Here is a 22,589-nt window from a genome sequence, read left to right on the forward strand (position 1 = left end):
TATTAAAAATTATTGGTGTCGATTTTACTTTTTGCAGAAATAATTCGTTGTTCATATGCTTCTACTCGAATATTCTCACCACAAGAGTCATCAGCACCTTTTTTAAATCGATTACAACCGTAAAAGGTTTCTCTTTTCGGATCATTTTCACACCTGGCAACCATAGTGCCAATTCCACACCGCAAACAACCAAGCTCAATTTCGCCACATCCCAGACAGTGCCTAAAACCATTAACGTCGCTTTTAAGTGGAGCATTGCAATGTTTACAGCTATTGAGCATCACGTCACAAGCTGGTGATAGTGAACATTTATAAAAAATCTTATTATAACGAGATGAAATGGGACGTAAGACACCAGTATCGCATTGAGTACATGGCCATTTATCGAATGTTTTTGCTAATTTATTATCAATAAAATGACGACCATATTGATTAATTTCGGTTAAGAATGGGCTTGCCTGATCAGAATCAAAAAGAACATATACAAAATGCTTTGCCCGCGTTAGCGCAACATAAAATAGCCTTCGCTCTTCTGCGTATAAATAATCTTCTTTAATTGGTAATACTAAATCGATAAGTTCATCATTTTCCCGTGAAGAAGGAAAACTCCCAGTATCGATACCAAAAAGCACTACGTAATCAGCTTCTAATCCCTTACTTGCATGAGCTGTAACATAAACAATATCTAATGACGTAAACCCCCAAGTACTGAAGTTAACTCCAACCAATACTCTAGTGTTTTCCTGACGATAACGACCGATAATCAGCACTGACATCTTTTTTTGCTTTCGGTTTGCCTGACGATTGAACGTATTTAACGACCTATACAAGGTATCAATATAAGCTTGTTCTTTTTGCTCTTTCATCGAAAGCGCGCTGCTAATGGGTAACTGATTTTTAATATCAACTAATCTCAGAGCTGGCGAGCTAACCGAAGTATGAGTATAGATTTGCTTTTGGATTTGTTTAGGATTGGTTGAAACAAAACGACTGCTAACACTGTGCAACTTATCGTTAAAGCGGAATGTTTTATCTAGAGGGACAGCTGTAGAAGGTGAGAACGTTTTGTTAAATTCTGTAAATAACGCTATATCAGCACCATTAAAACGGTAGATTGACTGCCAGTCATCACCTACAGCAAACAAACGCATATTCGGTTTTGATAACAACAATGCTTTAAGCAACCTAGCTCTACCGACAGAAATATCTTGAAATTCATCGACTAAAATATGGGTATAAGGATGATGAAAATGGCCTGACTCAATAATATCGATTGCTTCAGCAATCATATCGCTAAAATCAACCGTTTCAGTTTGGTTTAAATGTGTTTGATAAGCGTTATAAACAGGTTCAAACAAGCTTACAAATGCTTGGGTCCGTTCAATATCACAAACCTGAGAATTTAACCCACTTCTAAAACTCTCAATGGTAAAGCTACCGTCTTTAAATAAACCTAAAAAGCGTTGAATAAGTTCTATAAAACCCTGCCATTGGTTAGTGTTTTCTTCGCGTAATTGATTAAAAATCACATCAAGCTCAATCGGTATGAGGTTAACGTCATGTTTACTAAGAATCGTTTTTAATGCAAATGGTAAAACACCTTTCATGAGCTGATACGAATACAACTCAGCCATTTGGGTCCCTTTACTTAAATGTAAATTTCGTTTCCATTCAAGACTTTCGAGATAAGATTTTTGATCGACAAAGGGAGCTGTTTCGTTTCGTTCATTTAACCCTAAATATTCAATATACAGATCGGATTTAGGTAAATAAAAGTCGGGTTGATACTGACGTCGAGCGACGGTGCGGGTGTCGTGCAAGTAATTTGCTTCATATTCATAGTCGACCCCATTAAGGGTTAAAAAGTTAGCAATACGTAGTTCGCCGACACTTTTAACCCATTCGCCCTTTAGCGTAATAAGGCGACAACTTGATAAAAACTCTTGATATTGCTCAATACTGTCAAAATCTAACTCTGATTTAGCAGGTGTTGCCAAACTCAAAAAATAATTAACTAACAATGCTTTGTATTCAACATCTTGATTTGCTAAATCAGTGAGTTGTTGATTGATAAATTGGCTATATAAGAAAGGTTGCTCAACAAACGGTGTAACGGCTTTTTTGTAACCAAAGTGATTAGCTAAAATCATATTGCCTAAAGCGTGAAATGTACTGGCTTTAAAATCTTCTGCAATAGAAGGCAACCGATCTTGTATACGTTGATTCATTTCTAAAGCCGCTTTATTACCAAAAGCTAACAGCAAAACATTATTGGCTTTTGCAATATTAGCTTCAACTAAAAATCCAGCTTTACCCACTAATGTTGCTGTTTTACCGGTTCCGGCACCCGCAATCACTAAATTATGATCGTCGTTAGTTACACAGGCTAAACGCTGATTAGCCGTGAGTGGTAATTTTTCAATGTTGTCAAAAAACTCACCATATTTACTGAGTAATTTTGGCACCACTTGTTGGTTATGTAATTGACGGCCAAGTTCACTTACACTCTTTGCTGATAACAATTGAGCTTGTTTTAAAACCTGTTGATGTAACGGATTTGATAACGCTTCAGAATTAATACCTAAGGCAGAAAACTGACAACCTAACTGATACATTTCAGCAATGGGTTTCCATTCAACACTCGACAAATAAAATTCAGCTTTTTTATGTACCTCAAGAGCTTGTGCAAACTGTTGCCAACGTTCACTTGAAGCCATTAACGTTAGTAATGTATTCACCACATACACACTGAATGACTTAATGCTTTTGCTGTTGTAACCTTTTAAAACGATAGTCGGAGAGTCTTTAACCGCTAACTCTAAATGAGAAGAAAACCATTTTTTTTTTATGTTCAATTGATACAAATCAGCTAAAGATAACTCAACCTTTGTACCATTATTGATAATGTTGATATGAGTACTACTCACATCAACTTGCTGGCTTATACCCATTAAGCGACGCCAAAAAAGCACAAGTTTTGCTGGTTTAAGCTGCAATATAGACTCCAAACAATTTCAACATTCTCATCCTTGCGAATTTATCGATTACGGTAAAAAACATCAGGCGTGTAAATAGTGTTCATCGGAGATGAATCCGCTTTCGCCGATAAAATCAATTTGCCTTTATTGGGTAATATTTTAAACGGCACCAGCCATAAGCGTAAATTTGTTACATTTCCGTTTATGTCTGTGAATATAAAAGGTTCTATCACCGGACAATCAAAGTTATTTTGATATGGGAATATTAAAAACATATCACCATCACCACTTAGGTAGTTGTGACCATAAGCAAACATTTGATAGATATCTGCTTGGGATAAGCCATACTTATCTGTACCATTGGCTTTAGATGAATCTAAATTTTTCCATTTTGTATCAAGCACGCAAACTGACTTACCTGCATCCTGAATGAGTAAATCAGGCTTAAGCTGAAACCAATCTTTATCAACATGCTTAACCAATTTTGATGAACTGATTTGTGACTTAACCTGATAACCAACGTTAACAAATAGATGTAGTTGAGAAGCTACATAAGACTCAAATACAGCCTCCATTGGGAACAGTAAAGACGTGGCGGAATGAGTTCCTTTCATGGTTAGCGGCGAGAAGGCATTTAAAATCAGTTTTGACCACGCTAATGGTGTCTCATAATGTGCCATGCCTCTGTCGATTCGTTGACGCTGAAAGTCTTGATGATGATCTTTACTTACTGGTATGTCAGCAAAGGTAAAGGCAAGTTCTTGCTGGAAGCGTTGATTAGCCATACTGCGACTGAGTTTTTTGACACAATGAAGAGCACTATGAATAACGCGATTTTCTGGCCTATCAGCAAGAAACTCCTCAAATTCGACATGGAATTTATGCTTATTGACCAAATTGTGCTTTAGCTGCTTGCCAACTTGCAGCTTACCTTTAAGGAAAAGTAAATTATCTTCCCGCTGGGCATAATCACTCCGAATCCCCCGCTTAATTAAATGATTAACAGAGGCTAAAAATTGGCTAATAAATATCTCTAGCAAAGGCATTTTTTGCTGCTTAATATCAGCAGTTTCAGTTTTTAGGTGTCGAAAATCGCCCAAGCATGCCAGCATCACCAGTAATGATTCTCTCGATTGTTCTTCTGCCGCTGTGTTTTGCTGTTGATATGCCGCTTTACCGATTTTTGGTAATATTTCTATTTGCGTTCCATCTGGCGTTAATATCACGCCAGCATAGTTTTGTGTCTGTAACACCTCGGTGCTATCAATCATCTTTAGCCTAACAAAGCTACTTTCAGATTCAGTACACAAGCAAAGTTGCTTCAAATACTTAAAAGCAGCCGAAGAAATCCAATTTATTCGCTTAGACTCTTTTTTATCAGCCTCATCAGCTAAATAACCATACTCAAAAACAGTGATGCTTTTATCCATATTAATCTTCACGGCTTTCTAGTGTATTGGTCTCATCTGCGGTATCTGGTGTTTTTTTAACAGAGTAGATGGCTTGATAAGTCTCCGGCTTATCCCAAATTGAACGATCATCAAAAGAAGCAATTTGATAAGTTTTAGGCGCAGTATCAAAATTACCTAACCCATGATCTGCACCAAAAATATCGTTAAAGCTTTGCTCGCTAATTTGCACTAACCAATCAGATTTTGATTTCTTGCTATCACCAAGTACTAAACGAATACGGTTCCAATCTTCAAAGAAGTATTCTTGCAATAACGGCAGCACTTTATTTTTGAACACGTTTTTCAATTCAATAAGCGCTTGAGAATGATTTTTGGCTGTAATCAACTCAACTACCGGAATGAAAAAGGCATGACCGAGCATATGCTCACGGTCATAAAGTACTTCGATACGCTGATTCATGGTTTTTAGTAATTCAGCTAGATCAACTTGCACACTGCCAACGTTAAGCACTCCATGTTCACTAAAAACGTCATAACTTGGCATCATTTCAATAAAATCGAAACGGCGTCGTAAAGCTGTATCCATTAAAGCTAACGATCGATCCGCAGTATTCATGGTGCCGATAATATAAAGGTTATCAGGTACTGAAAAAGGCTTACCAGAATAAGGTAGGTTCAACGTTAACGATTCCTTTTGTCCCTCACCTGTTCGTTTAGAAGGTTCAATTAAGGTAATGAGTTCTCCAAAGATTTTTGAAATATTACCTCGATTGATTTCGTCAATAATAAGAACGTAGTTTTCAGTCTTATTTTGTTCAGATTCTATCGAATTAATGTGAACACCATGCGTATTTAAAAGCTCAAATACATCAGCAACGGAAAAGCGCCAGAGCTCATAAAACGTTTTTTGTGTAAAATTAACCCCGCCATTAAGTGCGTGAAAATCTATATTAATATCAGTTACTAACCAATTAATAGGCAGCTGATTACAATAACTTGAGTAAACTGAAGTCCCCTTTGGTTCAAAGTGGTAGTTTCCCGAGATAACGCCTACCGCTTGAACTGTCCGTTGGCTACCAATACACAAAATCAAATCGCCAACTGATGCTCTTTGTGAAAACTCCGACAATGAACTTTTTACTTGAGGGCCTAACTTTTGATAGTACTCATTATCATCTAACTCTTCAGATAATAAATCGCCTGAGCTTCCCCAGCCGATAGCAGCAATACTGTTAGCAAGGCAATGGTTAGATACTTCACTTTTACCGGTACTGTCAATTGATATTTTCCAAATAGTGGCATCAGAGCTGACTTCAAATGACTTTCTGATCGCAGTGCTTTTAGCATCATCAGCGATACTTTTAAACGCGCCATTCTCAACAAAATATTCTATCGACTTGTCTTCTGTGGTTTTGGCTTTTAAACCCTCAACAAACTCTTCATACCCATAGCTTTGATGGAAAGTCACAAAACGAATCCGTTTTGCAGCGACTAAACGGTCATACTCTGCTTTTAATTCATCACGTTTTTGCCACTTAAACTCAGGCTCGGCAGCCTTAACGGCGGCTTCAATTGCATGGTAAGTTTTGCCTGTACCTGGAGGGCCATACAGGATTTGGTTTAAAGGTTCACTAATCAGACTAACGTTGTTCTCTCCCTGTGAATTATCATTCTCAGTTGGCTCATTCATTTGAGATTGCTCCGACAATAAGTTTTTTAATGCATCTTGCTGGTCATTGATTCGCCAAAGCACAATATTAACTTTGAGTGGATCGACATCTTCAGCCAGATTACCTGCTACCGCTTTTTTAAGATTCGTTGATAATTCGTACCAATCTGCCTGCTTGCAATCAATATTCAAATTAAATGCATCATTCATGAAACGAACAAATTTCAACATCGTATTCGAATCAACTGGAAAAGTTAGGTTAGCAGAGTCAAAAGCTACAGCCGTCCGGTTCAGAACTGAAAAATATCGCCTTGAAATAGAGTTATCTTCGCTCGCTTTATCCATTATCCCTAATGATTCTTGATAACGATTATTGTTCGACAAGTTTTTCAATAATGAAGTGATTTTTAATAAATGATTCTTAGCCGAAACTACCTCTTTAGCAGGTGTTACACCTTGTTTAATCAATGCTATACCATTAGATTGCTTTCCCCACAATTGAGTTAATTGCTCGTCAGTAATCTGGTCGGTGCTTCGCAACTTCCGAGTAAACTGAGCATAATTTTCATGCCATTTCTGCATAGATGAGTAGGGCCAAAAAGCACCTAAATATGCGGTGAATATTCCTTGTAGAGTAAGTTCTGATTTAGGCAACAGATAAAGAGTAAGATCAAGCCTTCGTAGGAGAGCAATCAATTTATCTTTCTTCGGAAAGTCTGCTATTCGGTAAGCTGTACGTTTAGAGCCAGCATCAACATTGTCTGCTCTCGAATAAACAGTTGAGTCACCTTCTAGCATAAACTGAACAAAGTCTGGTTCTATATCGCTACCGATTCGAAAGCGCTGGGACAAATACTTATTCACTTCTTGGCGGCGAGCATTGGCATTTGCGGCATAACGTTCACTAACCCTAGTTTGTAACATTTCACGAGTAATAAACTCAGCACCGTTTAACTTTTGCTCATCAGTTAGCTCTGCTAATGCTTTAAATACTGCAATACAATTAAGCTTAGTTTGGTCCACGGGAAAGTGACCAAGCGTTGCTTTTACATACTCTTCATATAAACCAAATTGCTGATTTAAATCCATTAGAATCATCCATAAAAAAGCACGCCAATTGGCGTGCTGAAAATATCAAATTATGCTTTCGCCGTTTTAGTTGCTTTTTTCTTACTGCCAGTGATTTTTTTTGCAGCTTTAGCAAGGGCTTCAGCATCCAAGCGGGCTTGGGCAATGCGCTCAAGCAGTTTGTCGGCAGGTTCGTCGTTAGGGTCTTGTGGCACTAATTCACCGCGGAAGGCCTTAGCCAAAATGCTTTGGGTGAGGTTATCGACTCGGGCTTGGGCTTTTTTCACCTGCGCTTCGATGGTGTCGGCAAGTTCAAAGTAATTATCGACTAAGCGGACGATTTCTTTTTGTTCTTCAACTGGAGGAATTGCAACAGGTAATTTTTTTAAAATGCCTAAATTTAGAATATCCATGGTTCCCCCATGACTAAACCCTTTAAAGAACTGCCAAGCAATCGGGCTATCTATATAGGCTTTTATATATTTGCGTTCAATTTTTTCATTTAGACTTAATTTAACTAAACGTGGATTAATAATACCTGCTTCTACTTTATCACTTAAAATCAGAACTTTTCCGATCGTTCCAACAAGACTAATTAAAATATCACCGGACTTAATTGCACATGATCTTAATTGGTCATATTTTTTTTGAGAAATATAATAAGAAACTAAAGATTCATCTCCAGCTATCACTTGTTCTTGTCCGTATATTCTATAACCATCAGCTATACAGTCACTTTTTTTTAAGGATGAACCAAATGGACCAGCTTTTAATGCATTATTATCATTTTCGGCTATCTCATCAAAGCAAGTCCATGACCATCTATCTGGAATTGCCAATTTCAATGGGGTTACCGGTTCATGCTTTCCAAAGGATGCTTTTAGTTTTTTATTTTTCTTAAGTTCAATATGTTTATCTTTAATTTTTTTCAAAAATAAACTAACACTTGAAGACGTATTCACATTACGCCACTCTTCTGTCAACTTCCCCGAGACCGCAGAAGCGAGCACGGATTGGCGGAAGTGTTTTAGGATAGCGGGAATGCCATCGAGGCGGGCTTTGATGGTGTCGACCTGCGCCAACACTTCATCGAGCTTTTCAACGATGCGCTTTTGTTCGGCTAGTGGTGCTAGTGGTATTGTGAGAGCTTCAATCTTAGCTTTAGTTAACGCCTGTCGAGTTGCTCCAGATTCATTACTATTGATATAGTCCTGCATTATCGGTGTCATCAAGTAGTAATTGAGGTATGCGCTAAGGGGCTCAGTCAAAACAGGGCGAATTATACAAACATGTTGGTTAACCCGACCACCCACAGCCCAATCTCGCGCAACAGAAACCCTGCCAATTGAAGCACCTGTAATATTTAGTAAAACGTCTTTATCGTTGATAGTTACAGCATTTAACTTATTAGCTTGCTCATCATCAATAAATGCTAAGCCTTTTGCGTCTAAACCTGTAAATCTTACGTTCATTGAACGAATAAGCGGGATTCCTTCAGTTTTATAAACATCTTGCCCACCTCTAGGGGTTGAACCACTTCCTATTTTGGTCGTTATTTCAACCAAATCTTGATAAATCCACCCCTTCGGCAACTCTTTCATCATTTAGTCTCCGTTGCCACAATCTGTTCTGTGTTGTCAGCTGACAACACTTGCAATCCAAAAGATTCTGCTAACAACAGTTTTTGCCCTTCGGCAACATCATCGGCACCTAATGACAACATCAGTTGGTAAATTTCCGACATAGCTTCGGTGAGCTCGGCCATGGCCTCGCCTGCCAACAATTCAGGCTCTGGTAGGTTCTCGCTACTGGTGGCGGCTAAATCTTTTAACCAGGAGATATCTAACGAGTCGCCTTTTTGATCACGAATGTAGCCGCGGCTGAATTTACGGAAACGAGCGGTTTCAAGGGATTGCACTTGCTCGCTTGCTGTTTCATTCGCCTCTGAACTGTCTTTTTCAGTGACTTTTTCAGTAGCATCGACGCTAGTGTCAATTTCGCCAAGTTGTTGCCAAACGCCCTCAGTGCGAGGTGATTGGCCGTTGCTGTCGCTACCAAAAGCGGTGATGAAATCATTAAAATGGGCATCGGCTAGCGGGCGGCGTTTACCAAAGGTATTCATATTGGTACGCATGTCGTACACCCATGTTGCTGTGGTGCAGCCTTTGTCTTGATTTGGTTTAGTGGGGCTGCCTTTTTGGAAGAACAACACGTTGGTTTTTACCCCAGCGGCATAAAAAATGCCGGTAGGTAAGCGCAAAATAGTGTGCAGGTTACATTTGTCCATTAAGTCGCGGCGAATTTCAGTGCCTTTACCGCCTTCAAACAACACGTTATCTGGGATCACCACGGCGGCGCGGCCACCTGGTAGCAGTGCCTCAACAATGTGCTGCATAAAACACAGTTGCTTGTTGCCCGTTGGGTGAACAAAGATACGGGTAATGTTAGTACTGGCAGCGCTGCCAAAAGGCGGGTTGGTTAATATCACCTGTGCTTTTGGGAGGTTTTCCCCTGCACTGCCCAAGGTATTGCCTAAACGGATAGCGCCATGTTCGGCGTCGCCTTCTATGTCATGCAATAGACAATTCATTAAGGCTAAACGGCGAGTTTCGGGCACTAACTCCAGGCCGATAAAGGCTTTGGTCATTTGAAACGCTTGGTCGGTGTCGTCTAAATCATCTAAGTCATTTGTTTGTGACTTAATGTATTTGTCGGCTTCAATTAAAAAACCTGCCGTTCCCGCGGCGGGATCTTGTATCACTTCCCGTGCTTGCGGTTTAAGCAGCTGAACAATGGCACTAATTAATGGCCGCGGCGTAAAGTATTGACCAGCGCCTGATTTGGTTTCGTTAGCGTTTTTTTGCAGTAAACCTTCATACATGTCGCCAAAGTCATCGCGGGATTTGCCTTGCCCGTCGTCAAACCAATCGAGTTTGTCCATATTGTCAACGAGTTCGGTTAATTGCGCTGGCTGAGTAATAGTGGTGTTCACGTTTTGGAAGATGGCACGCACAATGGCATGCTCGTCGGTACCGAGTTGCACTAACATGTTGCGATAAAACTGGTGTTGTTCTTGACCAATTTTAGACTTGAGATTAGCCCAGCGAAAGCCTTCTGGCAGTAAGTCTTTCTCTTGCCCTGTTGATTGGCACATTTTTAAAAATAATAGCGATGCCAACTCATTAACGTAGTTTTGGTACGATACACCACCATCACGCAAGTTGTCGCACAGCTTCCACAGTTTGGCGACTAGTTCATTGTTGTTCATAAAATATTGTCTCTTTATATTGCATGTTGAGCATAAAATGCGGGTGTATTGTTCCTGTCATAGCATGATAGGAGTTTATGCACGCTCATCCCAGATATAATCGTTAAAGTCGGACAGTATGCGCGCTAATTCATCATTAAAAACGGCTTCCAGGCGTGTTTTACCGCCACGGCGTTTGTAATTACCCATTTTGAAGGTGTTGTCGTCTAGCACCACGCTTTCTTTTAAGCTGTCGGCGAGGCGTTCAAGCCAGGTAATTTGTTCTGCTGTCCAATCGGCTTGTTGAAGAATTTTAGCCAATGCATTGTCTACCCGTTGATCGAACGGTAATAAGGCTTGACCCATTGCGGCACGGCGAATATGGCCAATTAATCGGGCGGCGATGTCTAGATTGGTTTTTTTCGCCCACGCTTTACGCAATGTTGATTCGTCAAAGTGTTGGGCGTCAAACCATTCTTGTAATTCTACTAACGCTTTGCGGGTTAAATCACGCGGTTTAGTGAGCACGGTTTGTAAGGCTGCACTTTGATTTACATTGATATCGACCAGCTTGTCGAAGGCTTCGAGGAAGTCTTCTGGATTGTCGTAGTCGCCGTATAGACGATCTACCGATATGACTTTGTCATCTATGTCGGTAAATATAGGCCGTTTACTTTGCTCATTAATTAGGTTTTTAAGCCGTTCGATACGCGGTACTAGGTTGTCTACTTGGTTAAAAATTTCAGCGGTCCATTTAGAGCCTTTTTGTTTGAGTGTGTGACCTAAATTGGCAAAGTCACAGCCTATGGTGTCTTGGCATATTTCATCAAATCGAATAACCGCTTGGTCAATGTCTTTGTTGTATTGACGGTTATACATGGCTTGGCCAATCACCCGTTGTAGCTTAGTCACCAGTAAGTCATGACTGTGAGCGGCAAAGCTTCTGCCGTCGGCCTCTTTGACTTTATAGGTTTCGCTGTCGGTAATTTCATTGACCAGGGTTTGAATATCTACCGATGGTCTCACGACAACGGGCTTCATGCTGTCGACACTTTCTAAGGTGGCGTACAAATCAACAGCATCAAATATACGAAACGATGTTTTACCTACTTGTGGGCATAAACGGGTGGCGCGGCCTTTCATTTGCTCGTACAAAATACGGCTGCGTACCTTACGCACAAACACAATGTTGCAAATACTGGGGATATCGACCCCGGTACTGAGTAAATCCACCGTGACCACAATATTGGGTAAGCGCTCTTTTTTGAAGCGGGTGATCATGCTTTGCACTTTATCCGAGTCTTTGTCTGACGCACCGGTAATTTTAATAATGGCGTCGTGTTCAAGCAGCGGGTATTTTTGCCCAAATGACAAACGTAATTGATCCACCATCATGTCTGCATGGGCGTTGTCGACACAAAATACTAAGGTTTTTTGCAGGCCGGTTGGGTCGATATGATTGACTAGCTCATCACAAATGGCTTTAGTGAAATTAGGTGCAATAAGATTACGGTTAAAGTCTGCGACTTCAAAATCTTGCTCGTCGGCTAATTCGTCTATGATGAGTTCACCTTGATAACTTAATCGCTCAACTTGTTCGCCTTTGGCGAAATGTACCCCGTTTTGACTTAATTGGGTGACTATTTTTATGGGCGGTTCTTGGTCATTAAGATAACCGTCGATAACCGCCTGACGATAGGTGTATCGATAAATAGGGTCGCCAAAAATTTCACGCGTATGCAGCGCGGGTGTGGCGGTTAGGGCAATTTTTACTGCATCAAAATGTTCGATAATACGACGGTACGACGAGATGTAGTCTTGTGCATTACGGAACTGCTCTTCCCCTTCGGTTTGCTCTGAGTCCAGCACATAACCACGATGCGCTTCGTCGACAATAATACAGTCGTAACGCCCTACGGGGACAGTTTCATCGCTTTGTAGTACTCGTTTAACCAGCGACTGCACTGTGGCGACATGGATTTTGGTGCTGTCTTCTGGAAATTTGTCGGTTAGGCCTTTTACATTAAAGATGCTGCAAAAGGTTTCGTCGTTAATACGGACATCTTCAAACGCACCAATAGCTTGAATACCTAGGCTGCGTCTGTCGACTAAAAACAAAATGCGGTTAATACGTTGTGACTGAATCAGGCGATACATAATGCCTATTGCGGTGCGGGTTTTACCCGTTCCGGTGGCCATTGCCAGCATCATTTCTTGTTTTCCATCAATAATGCCTTGCTCAATGGCTTTTACGGCGTCTTCTTGATAGTAATACAAGCTAAGCGGCGAATAATCGGGATTTTGACTAAACCAGTTATTTAGCACGTCATTATTGCGCTCAAGTTTGACCATTAATTCTTCTGGGCTATGCCAGGATGGTAATGCTTTGGCTTGGTTGGTACTTGAACGAACATCCCGGTGCCAAATGCCACTTTTTGTTTTAACCGCAGCGCGATATTCACGGCCGTTGGCGGAATAACAAAACGGAATGTTAAATTGGGTTGTGCCATCTGAGTCTAACCATAATGGCTTATAAGTTGGCAGCTGATCGGCAATCATTGAGAATTGGTCTGAATTTTTATAATGATTACTTAACTCATCGCGCAAAAATTGCATGTCAAAGGTATGGCTATAACGATACGCTTCTGACAATTTGGCCATAACATCGAGATTTTGCTTTTTGGCCTCAATCACTGCAATGGGTAACAAACCAACAAATAACACGTAATCGGCAAAGCCTGCTTTACCAGTTTCATCAAGGCCTGTTGGCCATTCGGCAATGGCGATATTGCGGCCAATTTCTGGTCGCGTTCCTGCTGCATATTTTAGCAGTTGCGTGTTGGCTTCCCAACCTGCTTGTCGTAGTTGTAGATCAATAAGGTAACGAGTTTCTGGCTCGCTTAAGCCTAATGAGCGTGAAGCTGCTTGTTCAGTAATTTGCTTTTTGTAAGCTTTGCGTTCTGCTTCTGTCTTTTTAGCTATTTCAGCATCTTTAGCTTTTAATTGAGCTTCAAGCGCAGCAATACGGGCTTGTGTTTGTTCAATGGTTTCGGTTTGCTTACTTTCTAAGATTGAAATGTAACCTTGTAGGGCAACAAGTTTGTTTTGCTGTGCTGCTACTTCTGACTTTGACTGGGCTTGATTATGTTTTGATTGTTGTTCAGCCTCAGCGAGTGCTGCTTTTAATTCATCTATTTGCTTAGCTGAATCGTCATTACTTTGCTGACTCGTTGGCAGGATAAATAACGGTGTTTGAAAGTCATCATCTTTGGTCAGCAGACGGTAATACCATACGCTTAGTCGGAAGGTTAATCGCAAACACATTTCAGCATCATTTAAATCTTCATGGTATTTATGAACGGCTTTGTTGCCGATAACCCGTAACTCATGGAATATTTTAATGATTGAGTCGTCTACCCAAGATACTTTTGCAAGCTCGCGCAGTAAATCTAGCTGCGTGTCTTGTGATTCGATACACAACAATTTACCTAAGTGCTTAGCGGCTGACTCACCAAACATACGTAGCTTAACCAATGTGGTATTTGGGTCGTCAGGAAAGTTATTTTCTGCCGCACAAGCGATGCGATATAAAATATCGTTTACGCCTTTTAAAAACTCAAAGTTTGATTTTTTCATAGCATCCTTTCTAAATCACTTTTTCGACTGGTTCGTCTAAGCTAGGTTTTAAGTAATCCGATCTTCTTGGGCTGAATTTAGTTTGGCTTTTCAATGTTATTGATAGCTTGTATTGCCATAAACCAGAACGGCTAAAGTGGTAACTATACTTTCGTTCCAGCGTTAACATGGTGTGGACCACGTCTTGTAGGTTTGTTGATTCAATCGGTAATTGATAACAACCATAACTTTCATATTTATCAGTTTGTATCCAAATATGATCACCAATTTGACTAACAAGTATGAAGTTGTCTTGTATATCATTTAACACGATACATTCATCTTGATGATGTGTAGGCAATTGATTTTTGATGTTTTGGCTGGCGTAAAGCCAAATGTTTCTAACATGACCACTTTTTAAATAAGTCATTAAAAATGCATTACTTTCCCGCGCAACATCAAATGGCGAGTAAACACGCGTGCCATTAACATATTCATTAAAAATATTGACGATATTAAGTTGAGATTTGACTTGAGACAATACCGCTTTTTTGTACCATCCGGTTTTGTCATCAAGGTCTGCTGCCCCGTTATTTTTAATTAATTTTATTTGATGGGAACGAGGCGAGCCAGCAAAGATAATCTGATTTGATAGTGCGTCTATATCAGTAATAATACGATACATTGATTCTGTCGATTTTGATTTCACTATGTTATCAAACGACGTCAGTAAAATATGAACGGTTAATGGGTCTACTCTGGATGTGAATATCGAAATACATGATTGCCAGATGTTATTCATAGCCAAAATGTTACCGATTTTTTGTTTTTTATCTAAGCCTAAAGTGATTAATCTGGCAAGAAGACGTTGTTGATATAGTGATATATGATCAATATTCAATTGCCCTTGTTTTAGGTGTTGACTGGCATAGTTAAAGCAAGATTTAAGCTCCGTATCCGTAGCGGTAAAATCATTTTCAAACAATATTTTAGGTAATTGAATACTTAACTTTTGCATGTAGCGTTCTGTTGGCAGTGCAGGTAAATGGGTCATTTATTCGAAATTCCCTTCTAGTGCGGCTTCAGCCTCAGTAATAGAAGGCGGAGTCATAATAAAACGAAAATCTATGCGACGATTGATAGGATCTGACATTGGCATATTATATTCATGGCCAGGTACAGGCCTGCCTTCACCGTATCCACTAACACTAATCACTGGTTGATTACTGTTATTTTTCATCTCTGCCAGAATTGATTCTTTTTTGGTGACTTCACGGTATGTGAACATCGCTCTATGGGCTGATAATACCCAGTTGTCTTGGTATTTTTGTGCAAGCCAACCGGTAATAGGGACATTATCGGTGTGACCTTCAATAAATATTGAATCAATTTTGCCCTTTGTATCGACAATACATCCATTGTCTATTGGCGGGTTTGCGGCGTAACAAGGTAATATTGCTGCAATGACTTCAGCAACAATACCGAGACGTTCTACTTGAGTTTCATTCAAGTCTGCAGCCCCAGTATCAAACCTAATCGCATTTTCATTTAGTCTTAACACACCGTGCTCGATATCAATTTCGACATCGACATTTTTATCAGACAGAGATTTCTGAATATCGCTTAACATCTTTGATCGGGTTTCATTATTCCCTTTCAGTTTGTCTGTATAACGCTGTAATTCTGCATATTTATCTTCTTGCTCACGTGAAGCAATCAAAAAGTCGATAACAAAAATAGCCAACGTGATGATAAAAATGAACATCAGTCCTGACATAACGTCTGACACAGCCATCATGTAACTCGTGTCATCTTGATTTTTTATTCTCACGCTGCACCACTCAATCTAGTGTTTGTTTTGGCGATATCTTTCACTAGTAGATCAATCTCTTTAATCGCCTCTACTAAGTGGCCAGAAACTTTACTCGCATCGTGATCTAAAGCTGACATATGTTTGTTTGTTAAACTGGCATATTCGCCTAGCCCTAAATGCAATTGATTCATAGATGCTTCAATAGCTGACTTGATTCCGTCACCTAAATTACTGTGCTCGGATAGTGCTTGTTTAAGTTTTACTGCAGTTTGAGCTGAAGATTGGCTAAAGTCAGAAGCATTTTTAGCTGCTTCTTGAATGCCTTTCAATAACTCTTGATAAGTTTTGGCAACCTCTGCTGAGGAGTGATTTGCTTCGGTCATGTTTGACACACTCTCAGCCAAGCTGTCTGAAGTGTTATTAAATGTAGTCAAACTTTTCTTTGTCACATCATGTAGCTTACCGATAACTTGGGCATTTCCTACCAGTTCTTTATTCAACTTACCCAGCTGTTCGACCACACTTGGAAACTCTTCCAACATAACCGCTAAATGACTTTCGGCATCAGAAATCTGTGACATAAATGAATCGACTTGTTGCCCTAAGCTATCTGATACTTTTGCTACGATATCTGGTAGAAGCTGCTCCATTAGACCCTGAAGTTGCATTGCCGATTGCTTGATACTCTGTTCAGTCGCATTAGTGATTCTTTCGGGAATATTAGCGAGTAATTCAACGGAGCTATTCATTGTTTGGCGATATAACTCCGACGCTTGTGACATATTGTCGATTGTGACCCTAGATTGTACAAATAGGTTTTCTTCTATCTCTGCAGTAGAACTTGATATGACACGTGAGACATTATTACCTGCTGTTTCGAAGGTGCTGATGATTCGATTTATACGTACTTCTTCACGAGCTCCCATTTCATCTGCACTATCACTAAATTGCTTAGTGACATTTAGCATTGAAGTTTGCATTGCTTTGGTGAGCTGTTCAGTAGCCTTACCCACTTTAATTTGGTTTTCAGTAAAACTGCTTAAATTCACACTCATACTTTTATTCATTTCGGAGATAAGTTCAGCAAGATCTTTGATTTCTGAACCGGCTTTATCTAGTAGTGTGTCTCTAAATTCTTTCGAAACACGCTTAATAGTTTCATCAGTAATTCGTTGCTGATCAAACTGGAAGTTTGCAAGTGCTTTTGTTTGGGTTTCAATCGCTTCTAATTGCATTGCTGCAAGTTTATCTGAGTCAATAAATTCTATGTGTGATGCTAAATAATCACTGAATTTTTTGACTTCTTTTTCTAATTTGAAAAATCTGGATTTTTCAAACATTGAAAATACCATTGAGCAAATGATACCGACTATTGATGTGGTAAATGCAATGCTCGCTCCAGTTAACAGAGGGTTAAGTGATTGTTTTGCAGAATCAATATCTGCAGAGCTTAATCCTAATGATGCGTTACCAATACCAATAACTAAACCGACAAAAGTAAATAATAAGCCTAACCCAGTCAGCATGTTAGGGATGGAAGTGAATAAGCGTAAGTTGATTTGAGGTTCAACTATGTTTTCCATATTAAATACATTACTGACTTGCATAGTATTTCTTAGCGTTGGTGCTTGGCTTGGCTTAAGTTCGAAGTTAACGCCAGGTAATTGCATGCTTCGTTGATAACCTTCCCACGTAGATTTTAGGCATTCTATTGTTGAAATTTTTGAATGCATTTTCTCTCGGTTTTGATAAGCAATCGTTAACGGATTCGAACTCCACGACTGTTCAATTAAGTCACCATTGTCATCAAACGCGTTAATTGGTTTGTACTGCTTTAACTCGGTATTGGCTGCCTGTAATTGTGTGATTAATTTACGAGTAGATAGCCATAACGTAAACGCAGAGATAACTGCGCCTAAAAGAATAAACGAACAAAAGTAAATTGTTAGTGGATCGAGGATTATATTGATCATCTTTGTCTATGGCCTGTTTTGAAGTAACTTTTATTATCTAAGTTGTTTTGGTTTCGATGAAGTTTCATCTCATCGACTTGATGCCTTTCACTGGCTGAAAGAGGTGTAAACCAGTTTCTGGCAAGTTTATTATTTAGATTAGGTTTAATACCTTTGCTTGATAAAACTGAAATTAACCTCTTTTGCCAATAATCCTTATGATCTTCAGCCCACTCTGGTGTTAATTGCGATACGATTCGGCCATCAAGACCATCAGAATCAAAAAGTAATTTTTCTAGTCCGGCTGATTTTAGAAAGATCCCAAGGTCGAAATCTGATCCTCGAAATCGTTCTATGAAGATGTAAGAACCGATTTCAAAAATACAAATCTCACTGGCATCATTTGAATAGTGTGGCACCATGATCGTGACTCTTTCCTGGCGTAAATCCATTTTATTAGCGAGTAACTCTTTCGATCGTTGTGTTAAGAGAAAACGAACTCGTACAAATGACTCGCTGTAATCTGCCCAGAATGAAGTTCTGCCAGCTAAGTTTCTAACATGCGTTTCTGTTAAATTTGGATCTGTGCTTGTATCGCAAAGTGCATCGAATATTTTTTTAACGGACTTAAACGTTGTGACATGGTAGAAGCTTTTGAGTTTTTGTTGTGCAAACTCACTTAATTGATACCAAAAAGTATCAGCATTATCAGGCAAACAATGTATTTGAATCCATTCATCAAACTCACAACCAGGCTGAACATAATTAACTTTCGCCAGTAAGAGTTCTAATTGAGCTAATGTCTGTTTATCTTCTATATTGCGCTGACAAGTGAGCCACCAAGCTAAAGCTTCAGAATCTGGCGACATTGGTAAAGCGGCACCAGCCTGAGTATAAATAGCTTCAACATGCTCACCAGCCGAATCAGCTCCGTAACTTGAAAACCATAAAGCGACTTCAGTATTTGAATCTAACATTTTCTTTGCACAGGAGAGGTAATCTCCTTTTACTAGGTGTTTAACTATTTCTGATAATTGCTTTGTTTTTTCGGGGTGTTTTGAAGTAGTTCTAGCTGGGAATGCTTTGAGTAAAGTGCCAGCCATTGAGCTAAAACCTCGGGCAAAACCAGCTATTATTTTTAATAAAAACTGTTGAAATCTCGGCTCATCTAGTAATAAATTTGTCCAAACAATCGCTACTATTATTGATTGCTCTGAGTGATCTAATAATAGATATTTTTCCTCTGAACGAAGTAAGATCAACCATTCAATCTCTGAAATTTTTTGTTTGTTTTTAAGTCTGTCAGCAATGTAACGAATGTCTTTATCGTCAATTGTAACTGCGGAACTATGACCATCAATTATTCCACCTAAAGGAGGTTGTAGTTGTGACAAATAAGGAATATGAGGTATTTCTGGTTCAATAAACCATACTTTATGATTGATATAAGTCATTTGTTGGCGTCCTTTTCAAGAAGCTCTGTGAGATCATGACTTTTAAATTCAAATCGAAATAATACTTTTCTATTTTTATCGGATGTAAGATTGATATTTGCATCATGATCCCCTCTTCCTGCTGGCAAAATTTTATTCAAGAATTTTGCTTTATAGTGAAAAGGCATTGCTTGTAATAGATTTGTAACTGATTCCGCCCGTCGTATGCTCAACGACATTGAATGTTTTCCGGCTTCATTTTTGTCCGCATGTCCTTCAATAATTAAGTAGTTAACTTCTTCAGCCGTTTCTACATTTTGAAAAATAGCTTGGCTGTATACAGGTATCAACTTTTTTAAAAACTCTTGCCCAGTAGCATTAATTTCTGCACTTCCATGCTCAAATTGAAGCCCTTCAACTAAAGATAATGTGCCTTTAGAATCAATATGTGATTCTATTCCAACAGCCTCTAAGCCTTTTTGAAGCTGTTCGATAATAATGATTCGGTTACTCTTAGACTGTTCTTGAAACTCAAATAACTGTGCTAACGCGACAATTAATAACAAGGCAAAGACCATCAAAAGACCTGCCATTAAGTCACTTATAGATAACCAGGTACCAGTCTCATCAAACTTTTGATCATCTTGATGGTTTTGAATATCCATTAGCTGGCCTTACTTTGTAACTTCAAAAGGTTTTCTTTCTCTTGCTTAGCCTCTTCCATAACAGTAATCATTAAGTCAACGGCACTGTCTAATCTTGTATATATTCTTGACGAGGTAGCATCAAAACTACTGAAGTATTCACCCGCTGATTTATTTGCTCTCTTGAAATAATCATCCATTTCAGGTCTCATTTGACCTGTAAGTGACTTAAACTCTTCTGACGCACTAGAGAAAACAAGCCCTAAGTCAGCCATTTGTCGTCCGATATGTTGACTTTGCAGTTGTAAAGTATCAACCCAACTCGTATTTTCAAGGCCTAAGCTTTTTGCCATCGTTTGTACTCGTTCGATGACATCAATCATTTGTTTATGGTGTGTATTAAGATCTTCAATCAGATCACTTCGTTTGTTGTACTCGTCTTCAAACACAGCCTTAAAGTTTCCAACAACCTCATTTAATCCGTCGCGCTGCGCATTTAATGAATGGTCTAATAAAGTATTTTGTTGATTAAAATAATGGGTAAGCTTTTGTTGATATTCTTCTCTGAAGGACTCTAGTTCTAACTGAATAGTGGATGACATATTGATCACTTTAGAATCGATATCTCCAAGTCCGGCTTCGAGTTCTTGTCTTGCTGTTGCCATTAACGCTGCAGAGTTAGCGCCCAAATCGATGAGTGTTTGAGATTGTTGTGTAAAGATGACTTCTGAATCTGAAACCATTTGGCTAAATGATGCTGTTTGTTTTTCAATTGAAGTATTGCCCAGCTCTACAATCCCCTTTACTTCTTGGGTTATAGAATTAAGTGCTGCGGTACTGTTGATGGCAAAATCATTCAGTGAATGATCCATAGATTGAGCAAAGTCATTTAGCTTCTTGAGGGTATGAAGCTCAAAGTTTTCTACTGTGGCAGTGGCTTTTGACATTTCTTCCACGGTCTTAGATACACTTTGATTGAGTTGGTTACTTATTTCAGCAAAATCAGCAACAACTTTATTTGTATGGGAGAGTTCCGTGACAATAGGGGCAATAACTTCTTCGCCCATTTTATCTATTAAACTTTCAAATTCATCAGTTCTAGCTTGTGACAAATCATTAATGGCTAAAATTACATTTTTGTTTGTTTCTAAAGAATTTATTGCATGCTGATTTATCTCGTCTTGAATATTCTCTATTGGAGCTTTAACTTGGCTTGATAGCGCATCAACTAGAGATACGTTGGAAAGCATGTTTTCAGACATATAATCAATAGAGGTAAGTATTTTACCTATTTTATCAGTTGATTTATTTACTGATGAAATTTGCTCAGCTAACTGTTCAGGTATGGTTGTTACAATTGATTGCATATTGTTTGATGCATCTTGAATTAATGACAGGCTTTCAATAATTGGAGAAGTAAGAGAAATTGATACAATGGACTCCAACTTAGACTCTGTAACAATCTTACTAGATATGGCGCTTAATTCGGTTTCTAAAGCATCGATAGACTTAGACAGTATTACAGTTTGTTCATGGATTGGTGCAGAGACTCTTTGACTTAATACCTGTTCAATATCTGAAATTGTGAGTTGAGCGGTATTGTTTGTTGTTATATTTTCGACTAATCCGATTAATGAGTATGCCGCTTTATTAAGCTGTTTATGCTCATGATGAATCTCATTAAGCAATGATGTTGGTGCTGTTAGAGCATCATTTAATGCGGCCTTAAAGTGATCATTGATTGTACTTGCTAGTAGATGCTCATCTAAATTTAAATCAGCAAGTTGTTTTAAAATTGATGTTTCTATCGCTTCCAATTTTGTACAGAGGACATTGAGATGATTACTCGTGTGCTCTTCAAACTCTAGAGATGTCATTGCATTAGGCTTGTTTGCTAATGTATTTAGAACATCAATCAGTTGATTTAAACTGTCATTTTGTTGATTTGATTGGCGCTGTCCTATAACGAGTTGGTGCAGCAAATCATTGCTAGTAACCACAACACTAATAGCCTGAATTTCTGATACAAAATCTGATTTTGCTTTTTTTGTGATGGCTACAGAACGTGAAATGAATAGCATAAATAGGAAGCTCGTTCCCATACCGGCTATTGATGTGTAGAAAGCTGTACCTAAGCCTCCAATTAAAGTTGATGCTTGATCAATCAATGTTGATGAATCAGAACCAAATCCATTCAAACCACTCAGGCCCATTGTAATACCAACAAAAGTACCAAGAATACCTATTGTTGTTAGTACAGCGGGGATCGAACTGAATGACGCAATTGAAAAATCGTTTATTATTTGTGACGGATGACGTAATAGTTCAATCCTTCCGTCATTAAAGGATACATAAGAACGCTTATTTTGCTGTTTTATAGCACAAACATCATGAGCCAGTGATTGAGTATCAGGATTGTAGCTTTCAAGAGGTACTTTTCCTGACTGATACACCTCATCGAGTAAATTCGTTTTAATTTTTAATTCATTGATATAACGGCTACGACTTTTCATAAAAAACACCGTGCTTCCAAAAAACACGGACAAAGTAACACCTATAAAAATTGTATTGAGTATTATTGGGTTCATAGATTATGTCTTCAATTTTGTAGCTATATGAAATTCTTTATAAGTAAGTAGGTTTTTAGCAATATCTACAGGTAAATGTTCAGCATTCCACTTTCGGCGTTTTTCAAGACAGTTGTCGCCTAAATTGTTAAGCAGCTTCTTTATGTTGCTCTGGATTTAACGCCACAGCG

General features: G+C 38.9%; 12 protein-coding genes. All 12 read right to left on the reverse strand.

Features of this window, described 5'->3' with window-relative positions; translation table 11 throughout:
- Window positions 1–2: 2 nt before the first annotated feature.
- The 12 genes from AAEY98_RS20880 to AAEY98_RS20935 all read right to left on the reverse strand — a co-directional run bounded on the left by AAEY98_RS20880 (window position 3) and on the right by AAEY98_RS20935 (window position 22,344).
- A complete protein-coding gene (locus AAEY98_RS20880) occupies window positions 3–2,996 on the reverse strand; it encodes a UvrD-helicase domain-containing protein (RefSeq protein ID WP_351019375.1) in 2,994 nt (997 codons plus the stop codon).
- 41 nt (window positions 2,997–3,037) lie between these two features.
- Window positions 3,038–4,408 carry an McrC family protein gene (locus AAEY98_RS20885; RefSeq protein WP_351019378.1) on the reverse strand — a complete coding sequence of 457 codons (1,371 nt, stop codon included), beginning with the start codon at window positions 4,406–4,408 and terminating at the stop codon, window positions 3,038–3,040.
- A 1-nt stretch (window position 4,409) separates the two neighbouring features.
- A complete protein-coding gene (locus AAEY98_RS20890) occupies window positions 4,410–7,148 on the reverse strand; it encodes a DUF8426 domain-containing protein (protein ID WP_351019381.1) in 2,739 nt (912 codons plus the stop codon).
- Window positions 7,149–7,198: 50 nt separating this feature from the next.
- Window positions 7,199–8,731 (reverse strand): restriction endonuclease subunit S, encoded by a 1,533-nt coding sequence (locus tag AAEY98_RS20895; protein WP_351019384.1) that lies wholly within the window; start codon window positions 8,729–8,731, stop codon window positions 7,199–7,201.
- Entirely contained in the window at window positions 8,728–10,395 is a 1,668-nt protein-coding gene (locus AAEY98_RS20900) for an N-6 DNA methylase (protein WP_351019387.1), read from the reverse strand. Before AAEY98_RS20900 ends, AAEY98_RS20895 begins: the two co-directional genes overlap by 4 nt.
- A 75-nt stretch (window positions 10,396–10,470) precedes the next feature.
- Entirely contained in the window at window positions 10,471–14,010 is a 3,540-nt protein-coding gene (gene hsdR, locus AAEY98_RS20905) for a type I restriction-modification system endonuclease (RefSeq protein ID WP_351019390.1), read from the reverse strand.
- 10 nt (window positions 14,011–14,020) lie between these two features.
- Window positions 14,021–15,043 (reverse strand): hypothetical protein, encoded by a 1,023-nt coding sequence (locus AAEY98_RS20910; protein ID WP_351019393.1) that lies wholly within the window; start codon window positions 15,041–15,043, stop codon window positions 14,021–14,023.
- Window positions 15,044–15,820, reverse strand: a complete 777-nt coding sequence (locus AAEY98_RS20915; protein ID WP_220493956.1) for an OmpA/MotB family protein — start codon at window positions 15,818–15,820, stop codon at window positions 15,044–15,046.
- The gene (locus tag AAEY98_RS20920; RefSeq protein ID WP_351019397.1) at window positions 15,817–17,775 is read right to left on the reverse strand and encodes an anti-phage protein ZorA-like protein; all 1,959 of its coding nucleotides are present in this window, start codon (window positions 17,773–17,775) and stop codon (window positions 15,817–15,819) included. The genes AAEY98_RS20915 and AAEY98_RS20920 overlap by 4 nt, the downstream gene beginning before the upstream one ends.
- Complete coding sequence (locus tag AAEY98_RS20925) at window positions 17,772–19,208, reverse strand: EH signature domain-containing protein (protein WP_351019400.1); 1,437 nt, start codon at window positions 19,206–19,208, stop codon at window positions 17,772–17,774. The genes AAEY98_RS20920 and AAEY98_RS20925 overlap by 4 nt, the downstream gene beginning before the upstream one ends.
- Window positions 19,205–19,852 carry an OmpA/MotB family protein gene (locus AAEY98_RS20930; RefSeq protein WP_351019403.1) on the reverse strand — a complete coding sequence of 216 codons (648 nt, stop codon included), beginning with the start codon at window positions 19,850–19,852 and terminating at the stop codon, window positions 19,205–19,207. The genes AAEY98_RS20925 and AAEY98_RS20930 overlap by 4 nt, the downstream gene beginning before the upstream one ends.
- Entirely contained in the window at window positions 19,852–22,344 is a 2,493-nt protein-coding gene (locus tag AAEY98_RS20935) for a hypothetical protein (RefSeq protein WP_351019406.1), read from the reverse strand. The genes AAEY98_RS20930 and AAEY98_RS20935 overlap by 1 nt, the downstream gene beginning before the upstream one ends.
- Window positions 22,345–22,589: the final 245 nt, after the last annotated feature.

The sequence above is a fragment of the Shewanella sp. AC91-MNA-CIBAN-0169 genome, assembly GCF_040310165.1.
Lineage (GTDB): Bacteria > Pseudomonadota > Gammaproteobacteria > Enterobacterales > Shewanellaceae > Shewanella.